Source organism: Streptomyces spiramyceticus (assembly GCF_028807635.1).
Taxonomy (GTDB): domain Bacteria; phylum Actinomycetota; class Actinomycetes; order Streptomycetales; family Streptomycetaceae; genus Streptomyces; species Streptomyces spiramyceticus.
This window is the reverse complement of record NZ_JARBAX010000001.1, coordinates 4,573,668-4,593,099: the sequence shown is the minus strand read 5'-3', so window position 1 is coordinate 4,593,099 and position 19,432 is coordinate 4,573,668. Positions and strand designations below refer to the sequence as shown.

General features: G+C 69.5%; 19 protein-coding genes and 1 pseudogene. 7 read left to right on the top strand and 13 right to left on the bottom strand.

All coding sequences use genetic code 11. The features are described 5' to 3' along the window. Positions 1-12 precede the first annotated feature (12 nt). Positions 13-1,248: a C40 family peptidase gene (locus PXH83_RS21190; protein ID WP_274561999.1), complete on the top strand. Its 1,236-nt coding sequence runs from the start codon at positions 13-15 to the stop codon at positions 1,246-1,248. A gap of 225 nt (positions 1,249-1,473) precedes the next feature. Here the strand turns inward: PXH83_RS21190 and PXH83_RS21185 are convergent, their stop codons facing one another. Continuing rightward, positions 1,474-2,472 (bottom strand): ArsR/SmtB family transcription factor, encoded by a 999-nt coding sequence (locus PXH83_RS21185; protein WP_274561998.1) that lies wholly within the window; start codon positions 2,470-2,472, stop codon positions 1,474-1,476. 108 nt (positions 2,473-2,580) lie between these two features. Here PXH83_RS21185 and PXH83_RS21180 point away from each other — a divergent pair, with 108 nt between their 5' ends. Then, entirely contained in the window at positions 2,581-3,201 is a 621-nt protein-coding gene (locus tag PXH83_RS21180) for an isochorismatase family protein (protein ID WP_274561997.1), read from the top strand. A gap of 398 nt (positions 3,202-3,599) precedes the next feature. Here the strand turns inward: PXH83_RS21180 and PXH83_RS21175 are convergent, their stop codons facing one another. The 4 genes from PXH83_RS21175 to PXH83_RS21160 form a co-directional block, all read right to left on the bottom strand. Further along, the gene (locus tag PXH83_RS21175; RefSeq protein WP_274562991.1) at positions 3,600-3,983 is read right to left on the bottom strand and encodes a hypothetical protein; all 384 of its coding nucleotides are present in this window, start codon (positions 3,981-3,983) and stop codon (positions 3,600-3,602) included. A 175-nt stretch (positions 3,984-4,158) separates the two neighbouring features. Next, entirely contained in the window at positions 4,159-4,644 is a 486-nt protein-coding gene (locus PXH83_RS21170; RefSeq protein ID WP_274561996.1) for a hypothetical protein, read from the bottom strand. 203 nt (positions 4,645-4,847) lie between these two features. After that, the gene (locus PXH83_RS21165) at positions 4,848-5,318 is read right to left on the bottom strand and encodes an NUDIX domain-containing protein (protein WP_274561994.1); all 471 of its coding nucleotides are present in this window, start codon (positions 5,316-5,318) and stop codon (positions 4,848-4,850) included. 3 nt (positions 5,319-5,321) lie between these two features. Next, complete coding sequence (locus PXH83_RS21160; RefSeq protein ID WP_274561992.1) at positions 5,322-6,065, bottom strand: helix-turn-helix domain-containing protein; 744 nt, start codon at positions 6,063-6,065, stop codon at positions 5,322-5,324. 402 nt (positions 6,066-6,467) lie between these two features. Here PXH83_RS21160 and PXH83_RS21150 point away from each other — a divergent pair, with 402 nt between their 5' ends. Genes PXH83_RS21150 through PXH83_RS21140 form a run of 3 tightly spaced genes read left to right on the top strand, consistent with a single transcriptional unit; the run spans position 6,468 to position 8,565 of the window. Further along, positions 6,468-6,938 carry a hypothetical protein gene (locus PXH83_RS21150; protein ID WP_274561990.1) on the top strand — a complete coding sequence of 157 codons (471 nt, stop codon included), beginning with the start codon at positions 6,468-6,470 and terminating at the stop codon, positions 6,936-6,938. Further along, positions 6,935-7,432, top strand: a complete 498-nt coding sequence (locus PXH83_RS21145) for a DUF7848 domain-containing protein (RefSeq protein ID WP_274561989.1) — start codon at positions 6,935-6,937, stop codon at positions 7,430-7,432. The genes PXH83_RS21150 and PXH83_RS21145 overlap by 4 nt, the downstream gene beginning before the upstream one ends. Before the next feature lie 2 nt (positions 7,433-7,434). After that, positions 7,435-8,565 carry a methyltransferase domain-containing protein gene (locus PXH83_RS21140; RefSeq protein WP_274561987.1) on the top strand — a complete coding sequence of 377 codons (1,131 nt, stop codon included), beginning with the start codon at positions 7,435-7,437 and terminating at the stop codon, positions 8,563-8,565. Positions 8,566-8,811: 246 nt separating this feature from the next. Here PXH83_RS21140 and PXH83_RS21135 read toward each other — a convergent pair whose 3' ends face one another. The 5 genes from PXH83_RS21135 to PXH83_RS21115 are packed head-to-tail and all read right to left on the bottom strand — an operon-like array spanning position 8,812 to position 15,177. Next, positions 8,812-10,047 (bottom strand): styrene monooxygenase/indole monooxygenase family protein, encoded by a 1,236-nt coding sequence (locus PXH83_RS21135; protein WP_274561985.1) that lies wholly within the window; start codon positions 10,045-10,047, stop codon positions 8,812-8,814. Positions 10,048-10,069: 22 nt separating this feature from the next. After that, positions 10,070-10,750, bottom strand: coding sequence for a GTP-binding protein (locus tag PXH83_RS21130; RefSeq protein WP_420803193.1), 681 nt, complete (start codon positions 10,748-10,750; stop codon positions 10,070-10,072). Beyond that, positions 10,731-11,132: a DUF742 domain-containing protein gene (locus PXH83_RS21125; protein ID WP_274561983.1), complete on the bottom strand. Its 402-nt coding sequence runs from the start codon at positions 11,130-11,132 to the stop codon at positions 10,731-10,733. The genes PXH83_RS21130 and PXH83_RS21125 overlap by 20 nt, the downstream gene beginning before the upstream one ends. Beyond that, entirely contained in the window at positions 11,129-11,611 is a 483-nt protein-coding gene (locus PXH83_RS21120) for a roadblock/LC7 domain-containing protein (RefSeq protein ID WP_274561981.1), read from the bottom strand. Before PXH83_RS21120 ends, PXH83_RS21125 begins: the two co-directional genes overlap by 4 nt. Beyond that, entirely contained in the window at positions 11,608-15,177 is a 3,570-nt protein-coding gene (locus PXH83_RS21115) for a nitrate- and nitrite sensing domain-containing protein (RefSeq protein ID WP_274561980.1), read from the bottom strand. Before PXH83_RS21115 ends, PXH83_RS21120 begins: the two co-directional genes overlap by 4 nt. A gap of 390 nt (positions 15,178-15,567) precedes the next feature. Here PXH83_RS21115 and PXH83_RS21110 point away from each other — a divergent pair, with 390 nt between their 5' ends. Continuing rightward, a complete protein-coding gene (locus tag PXH83_RS21110) occupies positions 15,568-16,350 on the top strand; it encodes a hypothetical protein (RefSeq protein ID WP_274561978.1) in 783 nt (260 codons plus the stop codon). Between the two features lie 392 nt (positions 16,351-16,742). On the opposite strand, the gene PXH83_RS21105 is transcribed toward PXH83_RS21110, so the two are convergent. Continuing rightward, positions 16,743-17,237 (bottom strand): MarR family winged helix-turn-helix transcriptional regulator, encoded by a 495-nt coding sequence (locus PXH83_RS21105; RefSeq protein ID WP_274561976.1) that lies wholly within the window; start codon positions 17,235-17,237, stop codon positions 16,743-16,745. Positions 17,238-17,396: 159 nt separating this feature from the next. On the opposite strand from PXH83_RS21105, the pseudogene PXH83_RS21100 reads away from it, so the two are divergent. Then, positions 17,397-17,903, top strand: a pseudogene (locus PXH83_RS21100) (GH25 family lysozyme); the annotation flags it as partial. A gap of 75 nt (positions 17,904-17,978) precedes the next feature. On the opposite strand, the gene PXH83_RS21095 reads toward PXH83_RS21100, so the two are convergent. Both PXH83_RS21095 and PXH83_RS21090 read right to left on the bottom strand, forming a co-directional pair. Next, entirely contained in the window at positions 17,979-18,248 is a 270-nt protein-coding gene (locus PXH83_RS21095) for a hypothetical protein (RefSeq protein ID WP_274562932.1), read from the bottom strand. A 21-nt stretch (positions 18,249-18,269) separates the two neighbouring features. Continuing rightward, on the bottom strand, positions 18,270-19,400 hold the full coding sequence (locus tag PXH83_RS21090) for a WXG100 family type VII secretion target (protein ID WP_274561975.1): 1,131 nt from the start codon (positions 19,398-19,400) through the stop codon (positions 18,270-18,272). Positions 19,401-19,432: the final 32 nt, after the last annotated feature.

Below are 19,432 nucleotides of genomic sequence, written 5' to 3'. Positions count from 1 at the left end.
GGAGGTGATGACGTGTCAGGCAAGCTTTCCCGGTCCGTCTGTACGGTGGCCCTGGCTGCCGCAACGGTGATCGCGGCGGTACCGGCACCATCCGCCGCCGCAGTACCCGCCATGCCCACGCCGCCCGCCGAGCCGCTGCCCACCGCGTCCCTGACGGCCGAATCTCTGTCCGCCTCTCTGTCCGCCTCTCTGTCCGCCAAGCCGACCGTCGCGGAGCTGTTGACCGAACTCCAGAAGCTGTACCAGCGAGCCGAGGAGGCCGGTGAGGCGTACAAAGCGACTCAGGAGACCATCAAGAAACAGCTCGGCGAGGTCAGGACGGTGACCGCCGGTCTCTCCAGGGCCCGGACCTCTCTCGCCGCAAGCCGGAGTGCGGCGGGGAGGCTGGCGCGCGAGCAGTACCAGGGGCGTACCGGCCTTTCCCCCTACCTGCGGCTGCTGCTGGCGAAGAACCCGGAGCGTGCACTGTCCCAAGGACACGTATTCCAGCGGGCCGCGACCAACCGGGCTGCGACCATCGCCCGGCTGGAGAGCGGCGAGAAGCAGGCCGACGCGCTGGCGACGAGGGAGCGGTACGCGCTCGACCGGCAGCAGACGCTCGCCCGGCAGCAGAAGAAGCAGCAGGACGCGGTGCGCGCGCGGCTGTCCGAAGTAGAAAGGCTGCTGGCTTCGCTGACCCAGGATCAGCTCGCGGAGATCGCGCTGCTGGAGGCGCGAGAGACGGGTGAGAGGCAGCGTGACCTGCTGACCTCGGGGGCGCTCGGCAGTCCGGCGTCGGCCTACGCGCGGAAGCCTTCGCGGCTGGGCCGGGCGGCGGTGGCGTACGCCGCCCGGCAGATCGGCAAGCCGTATGTGTGGGGCGCGGAGGGGCCGCGCTCCTTCGACTGCTCGGGGCTCACCTCGCAGGCGTGGGCACATGCGGGGCGTGAGATTCCGCGGACGAGCCAGGAGCAGTGGCGGCAGCTGCCGAAGGTTTCGCTCAAGGAGCTGCGCCCCGGTGACCTGGTGATCTACTTCCCCAAGGCCACGCATGTGGCGATCTACCTCGGCAAGGGCAAGGTGATCCAGGCCCCGCGCCCCGGCGCCCGCGTCAAGGTCTCCCCGATCGCGGCGAATCCCCTGCTGGGCGCGGTCCGCCCCGACCCGAGCCTGAGGTCACTGGCGTCGTACAGCCCGCCGAGGCTCCCGAGCGGTGCGTCGATCGGGTCGGACCGGGGGTACGGGGTGGAGGCGGCGCCGAGGGCGTGAGTCCCCCGGACGAAGCCCCCATCCCCGGTGGCCCGGTCCCGGTGCGCCTGCGCTGACGCGCCTGGCCCCGGACACAATGTCCGGGGCTCTGCCTGCACGGTGGCCAGAAGCTGGGGACCAGTGGCTCGTCACGCGGCCTTGGCCGGGTAATCGGTCCAGGTTCTGATGGTTGGGTTCGGGGCGAACTCGGCCTTCGGCTGGGCGTGTGCGTTGTGCCGACGGCTGTTAACAGGACCGCCCGCACAGAGCGTGGCCCAGGGGTGAGCGGCCGTAGAAGACCTCGCGGCCGCTGCGGTTGCGGGTCAGCAGTCCGCCGGCGTGCAGCACCTTGAGGTGCTGACTGACCGCTCCCGGGGTCATGGACAGTCGACGGGCGAGGATGACCGTGGTCGCGGGTTCTGTGAGGGCGACGAGGATTCTGGCCCGGGTGCGGCCGATGAGCGCGTCGAGGGCGTCGGGTGTGGGGACCGTTCCCTGCTGCCACACCGTGGCGACGCCGGGCGCGGGGTAGACGAGCATCGGCTGGTAGGGCTCCGCCATCACCAGTGTGTCCGGCCATTGGAAGACGCTCGGTACGAGGATCATCCCGTCTCCGCACAGCGGGCCGTCCCGCCGCCACGCCGTGGTGCGGACCCGAAGGACACCGTCGTCCCAACGGACGTTCTCGTGCAGATCATTGAACATCGCCGCCGCGCCCTCGCGGGTGAGCTGGCGGGAGCGCCGCAGCACCTCGGATTCGAAAAGGCCCTGGATCTGGGGCCAGTACGGGGCGAGGGCAGTGTCCCAGTACTGCCGTAACTGGGCGGCGGCGCGGGCCGTACCTGCGGCGGGGTCGGCGAGGAACTCCTGCACCGGCCGGGTGTCCGCTGCCGGGACGCGGGCGACCTCGCGCGCCGCCTCGTCCGGATCGGCTGAGGCCACGAGGTCGAGTTCGGCGGCGATGTCCGGCAGCGGCCCCGTGGGAGGTGGGGTGAGGAAATCGGGGATGTAGGCACCGAGCGGGGCGAGCGCGAACAGCAGGCGCAGGTCCATGGCGCGCAGCCGGGGACGTACGCCGCGGATCCACGGCAGATGCAGCGCGTGGCGCCCGGGGTCCTGGAGCATCCGCAGGCTCGCGACCGCCTCGGACACCGGGGAGAAGGCGAACCGCAGCCGCGCCAGGTCCCCGGGTGTGAAGTCGAACTCGGCGTACGGCGTGGACAAGGCGGTTGAGGATTCAGGCACGGATGAAACATTCCCTGAGCCGACTGCCTGTGGTCAACCATCGTGCCAACGGCCCGCGCCGCACGGCGGGGCCGATGCCCAACCCTTCCTCCCGTAAAGGAGCCCGTCATGATGAACCCGTTCCACGAGCCCCTCACCACCGACAACGCGGCCCTGTTGCTGGTCGATCACCAGATCGGACTGTTCACGGGCGTCCGGGACATGGGCGTCGACGAGCTCAAGCACAACGTCACAGCCCTGGCACGGGCGGCCCTGCGCCTGGGCGTCCCGGTGGTCGCCACGACGACGTCGGCCGACGGCATGTGGGGCCCGCTCGTCCCGGAGCTGCAGTCCGTCCTGCCCAAGGACCTGGACGTGATCGACCGGTCCACGGTCAACGCCTGGCACGACGAGCGCGTCCGGGGCGCGATCGAGGCCCTCGGCCGCAAGCGGCTCATCGTGGCGGGCACGTCCCTCGAAGTCTGCGCCACGCTGCCGGCGATCTCGGCCACCGCCGCCGGATACACCGCATACGTCGCCGTGGACGCCTCGGGAACTTTCTCCGCGACCAAGCGGGAGACGGGCCTGCTGCGGCTCCAGCAGGCCGGTGTGATCGTCAGCGACTACGCGAGCCTCGTGGTCGAGATGCTCGCCGACAATGCCCACCCCATCGCGCCGCACCTGTACGGGGACCTGGACATGCCCTTCGGCACGCTCGTGGGGCAGTTCCTCGCCGCCCAGGCCCGATGACACCGAGGCGCCGCTCGACGACATCATCGATGCGGAGGCGGCAGCACATGCCTGGTGCGGACTGTGCACCGGTTCCGAAGGCAGTTGACGGTCAGCCCAACTCGGATTACTGACGAGAAGTGATGGCACTGCCGGTTGCTCCCCGCACCGCGTCAACTATGCCCTGTGACGGGATGGGGGTCGTCCGTAAGGTGCGTGCATGGCAGACGAGAGCTTGCGGGCCCGTTCGGGCGGCTATTGAAGCGGAGCTGCGGCTTCTCGACCCTGACGTGCGTGCTTCGCCGGTCCTGGTCTCGGGGCTTCTGGACCCGGAGTTCACCGAGATCGGGGTGTGGCAGATATGCCGGAGGGCCGCCATGATCATGGCGGCCCTCCGAGCGTATCTGGGTCACACCCCCTTAGGGCTTGCCGACCCAGACCCTGTCGTCACCGTCCAGGCCGTGGGAGACCCACCACTCGTACTTCTTGCTCTCGTCCAGGTTCTTCGACCCGGACTTGCACTTGCCCTTGCCGGACGCAGTGACCTTGAGGACGGGAGTGGTACCGCCGCTCTTGACCACGTAGACCATCACCGCCTTGCCGTCCGCGCGCTTGTCGCACACGGTCAACTTGTCTCCGGAGTCGGTCCACTTCGCCGACCCGATCACGCCGCCGCTTCGGTCCCAGTGGCGCTTGTAGATGGTCTCGGGTCCCCAGGAGGCGGCCTGTGCCGAACCTGCCGTTGCCACCAGCATCACGGCGCCCAGGGCCGCCACCGACCCCTTCTTCAACAGTTTGTTCATGGTCCGATCGTACGAACCGTGATCCCAATGATCAAGCTGCGGTGGCGACTTGCTGGCGTATCTGGTCAGCCCAGCCCCGAGACCAGAGCATCTGGTTGCGCTCAAGCTGCCGCATCGACATGCCGCCGCGATGGTCACGCCGGATAGCCGCGTTGGGCGCTTTCGTGCGTTCGGGTCAGGCCCGCCGTTCGGCGCCGTCCGGCCAGACGACGTCAACGGGCAGACCAGCCGCGCGCGCAGCGGCCACGACGTCTGCTGTGCCACCGCCCTTGGCAGACGGAGGCGATCCGTTCCACACCGCGACGAGGCGGTCGGCCCGCTCAAGCAGGGCCGCATTTGCCACCTCGTACGCCGCCCGGTTCGCGGTCTCGTACGGCATGACGAGTACCTCTTCGGCAGCCGCGTGCAGCCGGTCGAAGAGCTTGGCGTGGTCCGGCTTCACCTTCGCCTGCCGGTAGTCCTGGGAGGGCAGCACGACGACGAGCCGGCCACCCGCCTCGACCACTGCCTCGGCGAACAGCGAGTCGCTGCCGGCCGCGATGCACGACACACCGACGAGCTCGCCCCCGTACGGCTGGAGCAGCTCGCGCAGGGCAGCTTTCACCAGCGGCACGCTCTCTTCGGTCAAGTCCATATGACCGGTTACGCCCAGCGTCACCATGCGGCCCTCCCCCTCAGCTCGACAGCAGGTCGCGGATACTATCGCGCGCCTCGCGTACAGCCCGCGAGGCACTGTGCCCAACGGTGTACGGGTAGAGCTGGCCGAGCTGCGTACGCACCCGCCCGGACTGTGTGAGCCTCGACGAACTGGGGCCGCTCCTGCCCGACGGGCATCGCGCCTGCGGAGGACTGGTCTCCAGAGCGTCAGCCCAGGTACGGCCGGTCCCGCTCTTCGAGGAAGTGCTGGATGCGAAGCCGCTGTGTGTGGTGCATGGGGAGGTCTGCGACGTCGCCCGGCGCGATGAACCGCAGTTCGGTGGATTCCTCCGAGATCGCGAGTTTCCCGCCGATCACGCGCGCGGTGAAGCACACATTGAACTGTCGACGTACCTCCCCGTCCGTGTAGGCGATCACGTGGCGGGGATCGGTGTACGTGCCCACCAGCCCGGTGATCTCCACATCAAGACCCGTCTCCTCCTTGACCTCGCGCACCGCCGTGCCGGGGAGGGAGTCGGTCATCTCCATGCCGCCGCCGGGCAGTGCCCACAGGTCGTTGTCGCGGCGGCGCTGGAGGAGGATACGCCCCTGGTCGTCGGTCACGACGGCTGATGCGGCGACGACCAAACTGTTCGGTTCGGGAGCCTGCGGATCGTCGTAGTACTCGGTGCGTGCCACGGGCTACTCCTCCTGGACGGGCGTTGCCGTCGCCCATACCGCGTCGAAGCTCTGAGCGTAGGTGCCGAAGATCCCTCCGGCACCGTTACGGCGCAGGTGCCACACAGGTGCACCGTAGGCGTTCACTCCCCAGACATGGGCGTTGACCAACAGCTGGTCGTCTGCCCGGTAGAGCGAGTTGTAGAGCGTCGTCTCGTGGGTCCGGAGATCGATGCCCGGCACACCGACCAACGGCCGGTAGTGCATCAAGGCCAATCGGCACCTCGACTCGATGCCATGGCCGAAGCGTTCCTCCATGCCGCGCTGCCGGACGTTCTCGCTCTCGGCGTCGCCCAGAGCGATCCGTACGGAACAGCCTTCGGCGGCGCGCTCAAGCAGAAGACCGTTGAGACGCGGATACGCCTCATGCAGGAAGACCGCGGCATAGACCAGGACGTCGATGTGCTCGCGAGCCTGGGCCAACATGTCGGTGAACGCAGACACCAGGACATCGGCGCGCTGGTCGTACAAGGCAACCAACTCCGGACTGACCGCGCGTGCTGCGCGTGCTTGCCGGAGTGCCGGCCAAAGCGCATGCACGTCTTCTCCTAATGTCTCGGCCGCCAGCATGGCCGTGGCACGACGTGGTGTGCGGCCCAGATTGACCCAGCGCTCAATGGACTTGGGGTCCACCTCTGCCTTCGCAGCGAGAGTGGCGTAGGTCCACCCTCCGGCTGCCATGGCGGCTCGAAGCCTCTCGTTCGGCATCGCAGTCTCTCCCTCAAGTCGAGGACGTTGCCAGGGACGTTCTACCGCGTGCAGGACGTCCCCAAATGGGTTTTGGGGGAGGTATCCACGTCCTGGCGAGGGGCGTGACCCTCACTGCATGAGCGACAAACGACTTCCGGAAGTGGGAACGCTGGCGCGGGATGCCAAGACGGGCCGGGTCGGCCAAGTCATTGGACACATGGGGCCGTACGTGCAGATGCGACCACCGCACGGCGGCGCAGAGTGGCACGCACGACCGGAAGATGGCCGTCCGGCAGGAGATCGCGAGCGTCTTCGCGCGTGTATCACCAGGCCAGTAACCCCCGCTGGTCATCCCGCAGTTGCACGATTCGGCCGCCGCTGCATGGGCGGACCGGAACCGAGGATGATCCGGGAGACACCGTGATCACCAGTACAGACGCCCAGATTGCCGACTGGCTCGCTCGCGCCCATAAGACGTCCTCAGTCGCGGCCCGAGAGTGGGCCTCCGACCTCGTCGCGATGCTGCCCTTGGGGAACCGCTTCGATGCCGTGCGCATCCGTCCCGAGGTCGTACAGGCGGCGGCGAGCAGCGACGACTGGCGGACGATCTCAGAGTTCCTCACCGACGTCATCGACGGCCCCGTAATCCATGACCCGTTCACCTGGTACTACGCCCTGGTGCCGCCCCAGACAACGGAGACATGGCGATCACCGCTAGCACGGTGCATCGGCCGGGGTTCCTGGCTCGGTGTGCCGCGCACAGACCGTCGCACCTCGTACCGCCCGTACTGGGCCGTGCCCATGGCGCGTGCGGGTGACCTGTGCTCGCCCATCGCGGTCGCCGAGCTGATTCACCTCGGGCACGCGCGGCTCACTGAGGGGGCACGGTGACCGTCAAGGCGATCATCCGGGCAGCGGACTGGACCTTGGGCCCCGATGTGTCCGACGGTGCACCCGACCAGCCGCTGCACGACGTTGAGTGCACCACCTGCGGGGAGAGCCCCGATTGCGCCGTGGGCGACCGTCTGCCGGCCGAGATCTGGGCGCTGAAACACACCGGGCTCAAGCCGACGCATCGCGGCTATCGAGCTGTGCAGACGACGTTCTGGCGGGCGAGCCCCGCGCCCGGCAACCCGTTGTACTCAAGCGAGCAGCCCCTCACCGCGCCCGCGCCACCCATGACTCCTGCCTCGGCTGCCACGCTCCTGGGGACGTCGACAGCCGAGGCAGGGTGTTCACCCATCACATCGAACCGGGAGAGTCATATGTCCGATGACGGCAAGCACGCCGGTCAGCCCAGCGACAAACCGTGGACGCCTCCGCCCCCGTCGCCGTCCCCTGACGGGCCGCCGCCCAAGGCCACCAACCAGCAGACGGAGGACTGACGGTGGGCAGCACCGTGCAGGTGCACCCGCAGCACGCCGCGCTCGTCGAGTTACTGGCCAAGCAAGGCCTCATGTCCGAGCGCTGGCGCGAGGTCTGGGAGCGAATCCCCCGCCACCTGTTCATCCCACCAACCATCTGGCGTCAAGGGCCCGGGCGTTGCGAGCCGGTCACCACGGAAGCCGAGTGGTGGCAGCTCGTCTACCGCGACGAGCCTGTTGTAACCCAGGTGGACGACGGGGCGACCGACGGCCCCGGCGTAGCCACGTGCTCCAACAGCCAACCCAGCATGGTGGCCACCATGCTTCAGCATCTCGACGTGCAGGATGGCGAGAAGGTGCTGGAGATCGGCACCGGAACCGGCTACGTCGGGGCGCTTCTCTCCGAGCGCCTGGGAGACGAACAGGTCTTCAGCGTCGAGATCGACCCGCCATTGGCTCACCAGGCGAGGGAGAACCTCGCGGCTCTGGGTTACGCACCCACAGTGGCGGTGGCCGACGGCGAACACGGCTACGCGGAAGCAGCACCGTACGACCGGCTGATCGCCACCTGCGCACTGCGGCGCGTGCCGTACGAGTTGGTGCGGCAGGTGAAGTCGGGCGGAATGTTGGTCGCCCCACTGGCCCGGGAGTTCTGGAGCGGCGCGGTAGTCCAGCTGTCCGTGCGGGAAGGCCGGGCGTCGGGACCGTTCCGGGGCGGTGCGTCGTACATGCCGATGCGCTCTCACCGTGCCCCGGAAGGACCGCCGGTGGACGGTACGGCGAGGGCGACCGACACCACGGTCGATCCCCGTCGGCTGCTCACCATCGGGTTCTCCATCTATGCGGGTGCCCGGATGCCCGGCGTCTCGATGGTCCACGCCGAGCACGATGGCACCACCGAGGTGTGGCTGATCGACCAGGCCGGGTCGGGCGCCTTCGCCGAGGCTGGTGAGCAAGCGTGGCAGTACGGCGAGCGCGACTTGTGGCGGGACGTCGAGGAGACGTACCAGGAGTATGAGGCTCTGGGCCTGCCGGAAGCCGACGAGTTCGGGCTGACCGTCAGCGCTCGGGGTCAGGAGGTGTGGCTTACCCACCCGGGACGAGTGATCGACCCGAGAAGGGTCATCGCCTCCGCGCAACGGAGCCGTCCTTAGCCCCGACTCGTGCCCCGGCCGTCGCTGCCCCCGAGGCGGACGGCCGGGGCTCTTTCCTGTCTGGTCACCATCAGAGCCCATTGCGAGCGTAGAGGGGCCCAAAACGAAGAGACCCGGACGCTGTGTCCGGGTCTCCGATCTCATCGTTTCGTGTGGCGCCGGGCCGTCTCTGGGCCGTCCGAGGTGAACCGGTTCGACGACCAGTAACCGCCAACGACGACGGTTGGATCGCTGGTCAGAAGCCCGTCACGCCATGGCGACCGAGGCCAGGTACGCGTTCGTCTTCTCCGGGTCGTAGAAGAAGTTCTCGAAGTCTGCCGGGTCGTTGAAGCCGTTGGCGAAGCGGTCGGCCACCGGCTGGAGACCGCCCGCCGCGCCGATCAGGTTCAGGACGTGCTCCGGGGGGACGCCGAGCATCGCGTTCGTCCACTTGGTGACGTGCTGGGCCGTGTCCCAGTAGCGGTCGAACGTGGACTGCATCCACTCCTCGTCGAACGGCTTGTCGCCGTGCGAGGTGATCGAGGAGAGGTACGACGCCGCGCACTTGGACGCCGAGTTGGAGCCCTGACCCGTGATCGGGTCGTTCGCCACGACCACGTCCGCCACGCCCAGTACCAGGCCGCCGCCCGGCAGCTGGCCGATCGGGTTGCGGACCGTGGGGGCGTACCGGCCCGCCAGTGTCGCGTTCGCGTCGGTCAGTTCGACCTTCGTCGCGCGGGCGTACTCCCACGGCAGGAACTTCTCCATCAGTTCCAGCGTGAGCGCGAGGTGCTCCGACGGGTCCTTGATGCCCTTGAACGCGTCGACCGGGCCGCCCGGGACGCCCTCCCAGAAGAGGATGTCCGCGCGGCCGGAGGTGGTGAGGGTGGGCATCACGAAGAGCTCGCCGACACCCGGCACCAGGTTGCAGCGGACCGCGTCGTACTCCGGGTGCTCGGGGCGCGGGCCGAGACCGTGGACGTACGCCACGGCGAGCGCGCGCTGCGGGGCGTCGTACGGCGAGCGGGACGCGTCGCGGCCGAACATGGAGACCAGTTCGCCCTTGCCCGCCGACACCATGACCAGGTCGTACGTACGGGAGAAGTAGTCCAGGTCGGAGACCGCCGCGCCGTGGATGACGAGCTGGCCGCCGCGCTGCGCGAACGTCTCCATCCAGCCGGCCATCTTCACGCGCTGGTCGACGGACTGGGCGTAACCGTCCAGCTTGCCGACCCAGTCGACGGCGCGGGAGGAATCCGGGGCGGCGACCGAGACGCCGAGGCCCTCGATCTTCGGGGCCTGCGTCTCCCAGAAGTTGATCTGGAGGTCGCGCTCGTGCTGGAGCGCGGTGTGGAACATGCACTGCGTCGACATGACCCGGCCGGACCGGATCTCGTCCGCCGTGCGGTTGGACATCAGGGTGACCTCGAACCCGCGGGCCTGGAGTCCGAGGGCGAGCTGGAGCCCGGACTGACCGGCTCCGACTATGAGTATCTTCCGCATGACGGGGTTCTCCGTTGAGTAGCTATTCGGGGGTGACTTCCAGCGCGTGACCGACCAGGGCGAGCAGCGACTCGACCACCGTGATCCGGTTGCGCGCGTCCATGATCACGACCGGTACGTGCGGCGGCACCGTCAGGGCCTCCCTGACGTCCTCGGCCTCGTACGCCGGCGTGCCCTCGAAGTGGTTCACGGCGACGATGTACGGCAGGCCGCAGCTCTCGAAGTAGTCGAGGGCCGGGAAGCAGTCGGACAGGCGGCGCGTATCGGCCATCACGATCGCGCCGATCGCGCCGCGCACCAGGTCGTCCCACATGAACCAGAAGCGCTGCTGGCCCGGTGTCCCGAACACGTACAGCACGAGGTCGTCGTCGAGGGTGACGCGGCCGAAGTCCATCGCGACGGTCGTGGTGACCTTGTCCGGCGTCGCGGTGAGATCGTCCGTCTCCTCGCTGGCGGTGGTCATCAGCGCCTCGGTCTGGAGCGGCGTGATCTCGGAGACCGACCCGACGAAGGTCGTCTTGCCTACGCCGAAGCCGCCCGCGACCACGATTTTGGTCGCGACCGGGGCTCGGGTGCGGTCGGTCTGCCAGTCCTGGGCGCCCTCTTCCGCCTGGGGAGGGAGGGGCTGCGTCGGGATCAGCGGTGTGTGCCCGGCGTGGGCATGGAAGGTCTGGGTCCCGGTCTCAGAGACGACGGAGTCCACTCAGCACCCTTTCGAGCAGCGCGCGGTTCGGCTGGCCGGGGGCGTGCCCGGTCCCGTACACACGGATCTTTCCCTGGTCGGCCAAATCGCTGAGCAGCACGCGGACAACGCCGAGCGGCATCTTCAGCAGTGCGGAGATCTCCGCGACCGTACGCATCCGGCGGCACAGCTCGACGATCGCCCGCATCTCCGGCATGACGCGCGTCTGGAGCCCGCCGTTCGTCAGCTCGCGCCGCTCTTCGGGCGCTTCGAGCGCTGCCACGAAGGTCTCGACGAGCAGGACGTGCGTGAAGCGGGTGCGGCCGCCTGTGAGCGAGTACGGGCGTACGCGGGCGGGCCTGCGGCCGTCACCCCTTACCGGAAGTTTGGGGGACGGCGTCACAGGGCGCTCTCCATCGATTTGCGCAGCTCGCTGCGGAGTTCGGGGGTGAGGACGTGGCCGGCGCGGCCGACGAAGAGCGCCATGTGGTACGCCACGACGCTCATGTCGCAGTCGGGGGCCCCGTGCACACCGAGCAGCGAACCGTCGCTGATCGACATGACGAAGACGCTGCCTTCCTCCATCGCGATCATCGTCTGCTTGACGACCCCGCTGTCCATCAGCTTCGCGGCGCCCTGGGTGAGGCTGGCGAGGCCCGAGACGATGGTGGCCAGGTCGGCGCTCGAACCCTTCGGGCCGGTCTGGCGGCGGGCCGGGTCGGGACCGACGTTGCGCTCGGGGTCGGAGGACAGGAGGAGCAACCCGTCGGAGGACACGACGGCGACCGACTGGAGCCCCGGCACCTCCTCGACCAGGTTGCTCAACAGCCAGTGGAGATTACGGGCTTCGCTACTCAGCCCGAATGTGCTCGACGCAGTCAACTGCGTTCCTCCTCAACGGTGTCCCCCTCGGTATCGGTACGGTCCCCGTTGGATGAGATCTCTGCTTCGACGTCACGCCTCCCGTCCTTCGCGCCCTGGTGGAACCCTCCGAGACGGCGGCGCAAGGCATCGGCGTCGACGCTGCGGGTGCGCTCCGAGGGCTTCTCGGGGCCGGACTGGACCACGTTGGGGGTCCGCTTGGGCAGCCCCTTGTCGGTGATCCGCTCCACGGTGGTTCTGGCGGGGGCGGGGACGGGGGCGGATGCGGTCGCGGGTGCGGAATCGTCGGCACCGGCGAGCCCGGCTGCGCCGACGGCCACGTGCTCCGCCCTCGGCTCCGGCTGCGGCTCTGCGGGCACGGCCTCGGCGGACTGCCGTGGCAGACGCATTGTGCGGGTCGGCTCGTCGACCGGGGCCTCGGTGTCGGGATCGCCGTCGTCGGTGCGCTCGTGCGTGTCGGGCCCGATGGCGTACGGACGGGCAACCGGCCCGCCGCCCAGGGCCACGGACTTGCCCTCGGCGAGCGGCTCGCGCTGCGAGGGCAGCTCCGGCCCAGGCTCCGGCTCCGGCTGCGGGTGCAGCTCCGCGCGTCGCCCGCTCGCCGACTCCGGCTGCGGGTCGGCGTCAGCCAACGCTTCTGTCTGCGGGTCGGCATCAGCCAACCCCTCGCGCTGCGACTCCGGCTCGCGCTCGGCTTCGGGAGTGGACTCGGCCTCAGCCTCAGCCGACGGCTCGTACGCGGCCGCAGGCTCGGAGTCGGCCAGAAGCTCGGGGTCGGGCTGTGGCTCAACCTCAGCGAACAGCTCGCGCCCAGGCGCAGCCAACGGCTCGCTCTCAACGTCAGCAGACAGCTCGGCCTCAGTCAGCGGCTCACGCTCAGGCGCAGGCTCGGACGCGGCCAACGACTCAGCGTCAGACTGTGACTCGGGCTCCCCCTCGGCCTCGGTCGACTGCTCACGCTCGACCTCAGGCTCGGCCGACAGCTCGGCCTCAGCGAACAGCTCGCGCCCAGGCCCAGCCAACGGCTCGTGCTCAGCCGCAGGCTCGGGCGCGGCCAACAGCTCGGGCCCGGGCTCCGGCTCGCGCTCCGGCACGGCCTCGGCCAACGGCTCCGGCTCTCGCGCCGGATCCTGCTCCCGCTCCTGCTCCAGCTCGGGCTCCGCCTTCGCCGCCTTCTCGCGGATCGTGCGCTCGGCCGCCGCCACCAGCGGGTCCTTCTGCGGATCGTCGGCCGGCGGGGCCTCCTGCTGGTCCTTCTGCAGGTCGGCCTGCGGGTCGGCGTGCAGGTCCTCCTGCGGGTCGGCCTGTGCCTCCCGCTCCGCGTCCTTCCGTACCCCTTCGCGTGCCGAGCGCCCAGGCAGCGCGTTCGAGTTGGCCTCGGCCACCGAACCCGGCAGGTTCAGCGTCGGAGCGTCCCCGGCCACCGTCACCGCGGGCGGGACGGCCGCCGGTGGTGACGAGGGGAGCAGTGCGTCGGGCAGTACGACGACCGCGGCGATCCCGCCGCCCTTCTGCTCGCGCAGCTGCACGCGTACGCCGTGGCGCGCGGCCAGCAGTGCGGCCACGTGGAGGCCGATGCCGCCCTCGATGCCGTCGCCCGGCTCGTACGCGGCGGGCTCGGCGAGGCGCGCGTTCAGCTCCGTGAGCCGCTCGGCCGCCATGCCGATGCCCTCGTCCTGTACGGAGAGCATGACCTCGCCGCTTTCAAGGAGCCAGCCGGAGAGTTCGACCTTGGCGTCCGGCGGCGAGAACGACGTGGCGTTCTCCAGGAGTTCCGCGAGCAGGTGGCTGAGGTCGTTGGCGGCGAAGCCCGCGACCTGGGTGTGCGGCGGCAGGGACTGGATGACCACCCGCTCGTACCGCTCGATCTCGCTGACGGCGGCGCGCAGTACGTCGACGAGCGGCACAGGACCCTGCTGCCCGTGACCGTGACCGTGCGCGTGCCCGTGATCCGTACCGGCCAGGACGAGCAGGTTCTCGCCGTGGCGGCGCATGACGGTCGCCATGTGGTCGAGCTTGAACAGCGTCGCGAGGCGCTCGGGGTCCTGCTCGCGCTCCTCCAGGCTCTCGATGACGCCGAGCTGGCGGTCGACGACGCCGAGCGTGCGCAGCGAGAGGTTGACGAAGGTGGAGTGGATGGTGTGCCGCATGCGTTCCAGCTGCGCGGCGGCCTCGGCGACCTGCTCCTGGAGTTCGGCGCGCTGGGTGGCAAGGGTCTCGCGCTGGCCGATCAGGTGCGTACGGTCGCCGGCGAGCTTCTCCGCGCGTGCGCCGACCTCCGCCAGCCTGCCGTGCAGGGTGTTGAGGGAGCGTACGACCTGGGCGAATTCGTCGTTGCGGCCGGTGAAGCGGACGGGCTCGAACGCCTCCGCGTCGTCGGACTCCGGCTCGGTGGCCAGGCGCGCGGCCCCGATCCGCAGCACGGCCAGCGGCTGGGTGAGCGTACGGGCGACGCCCGTGCTGACGGCGACGGCGAACAGGAAGCAGGCGCCGGCCAGCGCGATCCGGATTTCCAGTGCGGTGACGTCGTCGTCGCGCAGCTGCGCGAGCCGCTCGGCCTGCACCGCGCCGAGCGCCGACTCGGCGCCGCGCATCAGTTCGATACGGGCCGAGAACGCGGCCTCGGCCTTCGCCGGATCGGTCTTGCTCTCGGCGTCGGAAAGCGTGGGCTGGTCGGTGAGGCTCGCGAGGAACTGCTCGGCGGTCTTGACCTCGTGCCCGGTGACGGTGGTCTTGAAGTTCTCGCGTACGCGCGAGCCCGCGACCTGGTCGAAGTCCGCGAGGGCGGCGAGTTCGCGTACGCGCGACTGCTGGGCGGCGGCGGTCAGGGCGTTGCGGGTGCGGGCGCTCTCGGAGTTCGGGTCCTCTTCGGCGGGGACGAGGAGCCCGGTGACGGGGTCGATGCGGCTGCCGGTGTTCTCGCGGGGCACGGACAGCGCGGCGATCAGCAGGCCACGGGTGGCGGCGGCCTGCTCGGTCGCCTTGCCGAGCGCGCCGGGCGCCCGGGTGGCGTCGGCGGCGCGCGGGGGCGTCTTGTCGGCGAGCTCGTCGGCGAGGTCCTGGAGCTTCTCGATCGCCTGGCTGTACGCCTTGTGGGCCTCAAGGGCGGTGCCCTTGCCGGTGAGGGCGGCCCTGCGGATGCCGGGGATCTTGGCCAGGTCGCGGCGCAGACCGGCCGGGGCGGCGGCCTCGATCTCGTCCATCTGCCGGTCGACGCGGGCGCTGCGGGCCTCGGAGAGCCCCTTGCCGCCTTCGGCGCCGTCCGTGTCCGTGCTGCCGCGTCCGGCCGCGATGTACGCGGTGACGTCGTCGCGTTCGTCGGCGAGGGAGTGGGCGAGGGTGACGGCCTGCCGGTTCAGCTCGGCGAGGGTGACCAGACGCTGGGATTCGGACAGTTCCGAGGAGGCGCTGATGATGGCGGGGGCACCGGCGGCGAGGACGACGACGCCGACGACGGCCACGCCGGCGACCAGCCGGCTGCGTACCCGTACGGTGCGTTCGGTCCGCTCGCCAATCTCGCCATTACCGCTGTTACCGCTACCGCCCCGAGGCCGCTTTTTCTGCACCGGTGCTCGCATTCTTGCTTGACTCGTCTGCCCATGTGGCCGAGGTGACGACTGGTCACACGAGAGAGCGCCCCCACCCCTGGAATGGCTTCAGACCATTCCAGTGCTTATGGGAAGAAGACGCGCATCCCCCAGGCCGCCACACGAACGAGTGAACATCACTCAGGAGTTGGCGAACAACTCCCGATCCGCCACGTCTTGCGCGGGCGCGGAGTGCCGGCTGGAAGTTCCGCCCGGCCTTTGGCAAGATGCGCCCCCGCAGCTTCGCGGAGTGTCCTATTCCGCCCAAACAACCTGCACCCACCTGCTGGTACGGGCCAACTGGTCGGCGCAGCGCCCCACAGAGCCGACCACCGCGCCCTGTCCCGGCCCTCAGGCATGCTTGGCCGCATGCGCATCGAACTGGCCACGGTCTCCGGTGATCCCGAACGCCCCAACGAGGACTGGGTGTCTGTCGCCCTGCCCGCCGTCGGCCAGGGCGGGGCGCTGGTCCTGCTGGACGGCGTGACGCCGCCCGCGGGCGACGACGGGTGCCTGCATTCGGTTCCGTGGTTCACCGCGCGACTCGGCGGCGCGTTGATCGAATTGTCCACTTCGAGGCGGGATTTGACTCTGGAAGAGGTCCTCGCGGAGTCCATTCGCCGCACCGCCGACGCCCACCGTACGACGTGTGACCTTTCTCACGTGCGTACGCCTCAGGCGACGGTGGTCGTGGCGCGGTGGGGCGCGGAGACGGTCGAACACCTGGTGCTCTCGGACTCGACGCTGCTCCTGGAGTCCCCGAACGGCACGGTTCGCCCGATCCTGGACAACCGCCTCGACCTGCTCCCCCGCGAGATCCTCTCCTCCCTGGCCGCGACCGACGCCCTGCGCAACAAGGAGGGCGGCTTCTTCACGGCAGCCGCCGATCCTTCGGTGGCGGTGCGGGCGGTGTCGGGGGTGACCCCGCGGGTGGAGGTACGGGCGCTGGCGGCGCTGAGCGACGGCGCGTCGCGGTGGGTCGACATGTTCGGCCGGGGCGACTGGGAGGACTGCGTGGGCGTACTGCGCAAGGAGAACGCGCAGGCGCTGATCGACCGGGTGCGGGCGCTGGAGACGGACGGGGCGACGGCTCCCCTGGTACGCCGCTGGAAGCGCCACGACGACGCGGCGGTGATCTACGCGGAGCTGTGAGGCGCGGCCTCATGGCTGGGCCTGGTCTCATATACGGGCCCGGCCCCCAGCTGAGCCCGACCGCACAACAGGCCCGAGCTCACAGCTGAGCCCGGCCTCGTAACGGGGGCCCGACCTCACAACTGAGCCCGGCCTCGTAGTGGGGCCCGGCCTCACAGCTGGGCCGACCGCACAACAGGCCCGAGCTCACAGCGGAGCCCGGCCTCGTAACGGGGACCAACCTCACCCTGAACCCGGCCTCGTAACGGGGGCCCGACCTCACAGCTGGGCCCGGCCTCGCAATGGGGCCCGGCCTCACAGCTGGGCCGACCTCACAACAGGCCCGAGCTCACAGCTGAGCCCGGCCTCGTAACGGGGACCGACCTCACAGCTGGGGCCCCGCCGCTCCCGCGTCAGCCCTCCGCCCGCTCGTTCAACTGGTGCAGCAGCCGCGCCAGCTCCGCGACCTCCGCCCGGTCCCAGTCCGCCAGCTTCCGCACATACCTCGCCCGCCGCGCATCCCGCACCCGCCGGAACCGCGCCCGCCCCTCCGCCGTGAGCGCCACCAGCGAGGCCCGCCCGTCGGCCGGGTCCGGCTCGCGCGTGACCAGGCCGAGCTCCTCCAGCGCGCGCAGCTGCCGGCTCATCGTCGCCTTGCCGACCCCGAACCAGGCCGCCAGATCGGTCGCTCTCTGCCGTTCCACCTCGTCGAGCCGTACGAGCAGCCCGTACGCCGCGGGCTCCAGCTCCGGGTGAACCTCGCGGGCCATGTCGCCCGACGACGCGCGGGCTCGACGCAGGAAGACCGCCAACTCCCGCTCCAGGGCCAGGAATTCGTGGTCCACACCACTTCCCTCCGCGGAACCGGCGTCGCCCGCTCCCCCGCTTCCGTGCACGTCAGCACTCATTGCGAGCTTTCCTCACCCCGAAAGTTTCCTTCAACGGCGGCCATTGCCGCAGCTCGGCCAGTATTTCGCAGGCGTAGACCAACGGCGGCACCCAGGGCCCCTTCCGCGCCGCCGTTCTACGTGCGTAGCTTCATTTATGGCATGTCCACACCAGTGGTCCCCTACTTCGCGCAGCAGTACAACGGCTCGTACAACGTCGGCATGATCCGCGGCGCTTACCACTTCGCGACCCCCAACGACTCCAGCGGCGCCAACCAGGCCAACTACTTCGTGGACAACGGCGGCGGCTGGTCGCGCGACGGCAGGACGCTGCCGGGCGCGCTCGACATCGAGTGGAACCCGTACGGCGCGCAGTGCTACGGCAAGACGCAGAGCGGCATGGTCAGCTGGATCCGCGACTTCCTCAACACCTACAAGGCGCGCACCGGCCGCGACGCCGTGATCTACACGGCGACCAGCTGGTGGAAGACCTGCACCGGCAACTACGGCGGCTTCGGCGCGAGCAACCCGCTGTGGATCGCCCGCTACAACACCACGCCCGGCGAACTCCCGGCGGGCTGGGCGTACCAGACGATGTGGCAGTACACCTCCAGCGGCCCGATCGTCGGCGACCACAACAAGTTCAACGGCGCCCTCGACCGCGTCCAGGCCCTCGCCTACGGCTGACAGGCGACGAGACGAGAGGACCCCCGGCGCTCGGGCGCCAGGGGGCCGGGGTCACACCCTGAACGGCCCGAATGTCTAAAGGAGCTCGATCGCGGCGACGAGCGGGAGCGGCGCGACGGCCAGGGCGCCCGCCGTCCATGCAAGGCCGACGAGGATCTCGCGCTTGGCGCGGATTCCCAGGTACGCCGCGACGGGCGGCAGTACGCAGAGGGCGAGGAAGCTCATGTGCCAGCCCTCTTCCTTGGTCAGGAACCACACGAGCACCAGGCAGGCGGGTGCCCACCCGACGACCCAGTTGCGCACGCGGGTGAGGAACAGGTCAAGATCGTCGATGTCGCCGAACATGAAGGACACGAGTCTCCGTTCTCAGACCGCGCGGTGGTCGTAGCCGCCGGAGCTCACCTCGGGGAAACCGTCCGCCGCGGAGAAGCCGTTCACCGCCGTGGACATGGTCAGCGCGATGGCGCTCAAGGCGGTCGCCATCGCGTCGAAGGCCTTCGACGCCTCGGCCCACATCTGCATGATCCGGATGGCCTGCGCCGCCGCGAGGGCGAACATCGCGACGGACGCCACCTGACCGCCGACGGGAATCAGATTGGCGGCCTGGGCGGCGGCCAGATTCACCAGCCAGATGACCAGGGCGTCGCAGAACATGACCATGAAGGACTTCAGGAACTCGCCGAACTGGAACGCCATCTGCGCGGCCTGCTTGTAGCAGGTCCGCAGGGACTCGAAGGTCTCCTTGATCTCGGCGAGCTTCCCGGCGAATTCTTCGAAGTAAACCCTGGCGGCGTCCGAGGCGTTGCCGGCCCAGCTCAGGCCGACGTTCCCGTTGCCCTTCTTCAGATTGGCGGCCACCGCGTCGCAGAAGCCCCCGAGACCGTCCCAGACGTCGGCGCAGTCGTTGTACTTGTTCCAGTCCCCGAAGATCCAGTTGTTCACTTCGCCGAAGGGGTCGAAGCCGAAGAGCAGCTTGGACGCCTCCACCGCCATGGCCGAAGGGCTGCCCAGGTCGAGGACGGAGCCGAGGGTCTTCTGGACGGGGCTCATCATGTACTCGTCGGCGTGCCCCTGGCCGTACTTGACCAGCGGGTTGTCGCTTTCGCCGGACTTCTTCAGCAGGTCCGTGGCGTTGCTCGCATCGGAGAAGTCCTGTACGTCGCCGCCGTCCGGCTGCCCGCCGGCCCCCTTGGACCCCGGATAGGTGGCGTCCATCTTCGCTGCTACGCCGCTGTCCGTCTCGCGGTAGTACTTGGCGGACTTGGCCAGTTCCTGCTGCGAGGAGTCGAGGACCTTCTGCACCTTCTGCAGGGCGCCCTTGGCGTCGTTCACGTACTTGTCGTGATCACCCGTGACGAGGTCCCAGAGCTGTCCGCCCGCCACCGTGTCGATCTGCGCGTTGCCCGTGTACGAGACGGCCTGCGTACTGCCGTCGGCAGCACGACCCACGAGCTTCGAAAAGCCGTCGATCGCGCCCGGCTCGACTCGAAAGCCCACCGTCTGCTCCTGCCCCTGAAAGGTGAGTGCGT

Bases quoted from the DNA above. Each gene is read 5' to 3' on its own strand.
- PXH83_RS21180 (WP_274561997.1), top strand. From the start codon at position 2,581: ATGATGAACCCGTTCCACGAGCCCCTCACCACCGACAACGCGGCCCTG.
- PXH83_RS21175 (WP_274562991.1), bottom strand. From the start codon at position 3,983: ATGAACAAACTGTTGAAGAAGGGGTCGGTGGCGGCCCTGGGCGCCGTG.
- PXH83_RS21170 (WP_274561996.1), bottom strand. From the start codon at position 4,644: ATGGTGACGCTGGGCGTAACCGGTCATATGGACTTGACCGAAGAGAGC.
- PXH83_RS21160 (WP_274561992.1), bottom strand. From the start codon at position 6,065: ATGCCGAACGAGAGGCTTCGAGCCGCCATGGCAGCCGGAGGGTGGACC.
- PXH83_RS21135 (WP_274561985.1), bottom strand. From the start codon at position 10,047: ATGCGGAAGATACTCATAGTCGGAGCCGGTCAGTCCGGGCTCCAGCTC.
- PXH83_RS21110 (WP_274561978.1), top strand. From the start codon at position 15,568: ATGCGCATCGAACTGGCCACGGTCTCCGGTGATCCCGAACGCCCCAAC.
- PXH83_RS21105 (WP_274561976.1), bottom strand. From the start codon at position 17,237: ATGAGTGCTGACGTGCACGGAAGCGGGGGAGCGGGCGACGCCGGTTCC.
- PXH83_RS21095 (WP_274562932.1), bottom strand. From the start codon at position 18,248: ATGTTCGGCGACATCGACGATCTTGACCTGTTCCTCACCCGCGTGCGC.